Genomic DNA, 1,463 nt, shown 5'->3' on the forward strand with positions numbered 1-1,463 from the left:
GCCGAGGCCTGCAAAGACAAGCATCGTCTGCTCCGGGCGAGAAAGAGTTACTTCTCTTCGGCGGCAGGAGCCGCTTCAGGTGCAGCCGCTTCAGCCGTCTCTTCCGTCTCCGGCTTCATCGCCGAYGAGCCGGCAATGGTCGCGATGGTGAAGTCGCGATCGGAGATGACCGGCTTGACGCCGGCCGGCAGCTTGACCGCCGAGATATGGATCGAGTCGCCGATGTTGGTGCCGGTGAGATCGACGGTGATGAATTCCGGGATCGCATTGGCCGGGCAGTGGAACTCGACTTCGTGACGCACGATGTTGAGCACGCCGCCGCGCTTGATGCCGGGCGACTTGTCCTCATTGATGAAGTGGACAGGCACGTCGACGTTGACTTCGGTGTCCTTGCCGATGCGCAGGAAGTCGACATGGACAGGGAAATCCTTGACCGGGTCGAGCTGGAAGTCCTTCGGCAGGACCTGGATCTTCTTGCCGTCGACATCGATCGTGGCGATCGTGGTCAGAAACCCGCCGCCATGGATCTTGTAGTAGATGTCCTTGTAGGTGAGCGCGATAGCCAGGGGAGGCTGCTTGTCACCATAGATTACTGCAGGCACTTTACCGTTGCGGCGAACTGCACGGGCGGACCCCTTACCGACCTGTTCGCGTGCTTCGGCCTTGAGCTCGTAAGTGTCGTGGCTCATGGCATTTCCTTTCGGTTTGTTCTGGAGCGTTCGCGGTGGGCAGTGCGCCTGGACCGTAAACGTCGAAAGCCGCCGGGTGAGGCGGCCTTCCGCCGCGTTGCCTCCAAGGGTGTCTACGCGGGTGGCGGCTCTATAGCGGAAGGTGGCCACAGGTGCAAGCGGTTGGGCTGGCCATGCCTGCGGGGGCAACCAGAGATGGCAGGCATCATTGCCACGACATAAGTTTGGACAACCGGCGGCGGAGCTTTTGGATCAAAGTGCGTTTGGCTTGCGCTCGGGAGCCGACCTGCACGCGCCAGTCCGGAATGTCATTCTCGGATTGGGGGCTCGCCTCCCCAGCCTTCTGTGCCAGCCATGTCACGTCGACAGGCGCGCATCCACTGGCCAGCAACCTGTTGGTGAGCATCTGCTCATTGAGAATAGCCCTGGCCTTGCTTTCGAAAAACGGCAGCGTTTCAGGCGTAAGATCGAACCTTGAATGCCAGACTGGCCCTTTGCCGGCTCTGTCGCCGGTGAGCCAACGCAGCAAAAACCGCTGATATCCTTGCGAGATCGGAGCGTCATCACGGAAGGGCTGCCGGGGGTTGCCGCTGAAAATCGGCGCGTTCCTGCCGACGCTTACCAAAGATCCCAGGCTGCTGAGTTGCCGCGGGTGCATCAGGATGAACGAACTGCGGAGCCAGGCTTGCGAAGGGATTCCGAAAATCGAGATGGCCTCGCCGTGAAAATCGATGCGGCCCAGCGCCCCTTGCAAGGCAAGGAACGACCGCAACA

General features: G+C 60.8%; 1 protein-coding gene and 1 pseudogene. Both read right to left on the reverse strand.

Annotated elements, in window-relative coordinates; genetic code table 11:
• Nucleotides 1-47 precede the first annotated feature (47 nt).
• A complete protein-coding gene (locus AC1DX0_RS35820; protein WP_477224097.1) occupies nt 48-689 on the reverse strand; it encodes a 50S ribosomal protein L25/general stress protein Ctc in 642 nt (213 codons plus the stop codon).
• A 205-nt stretch (nt 690-894) separates the two neighbouring features.
• Nucleotides 895-1,463, reverse strand: a pseudogene (locus AC1DX0_RS35825) (hypothetical protein); the annotation flags it as partial.

This window comes from Mesorhizobium sp. P3_A9 (assembly GCF_056402975.1).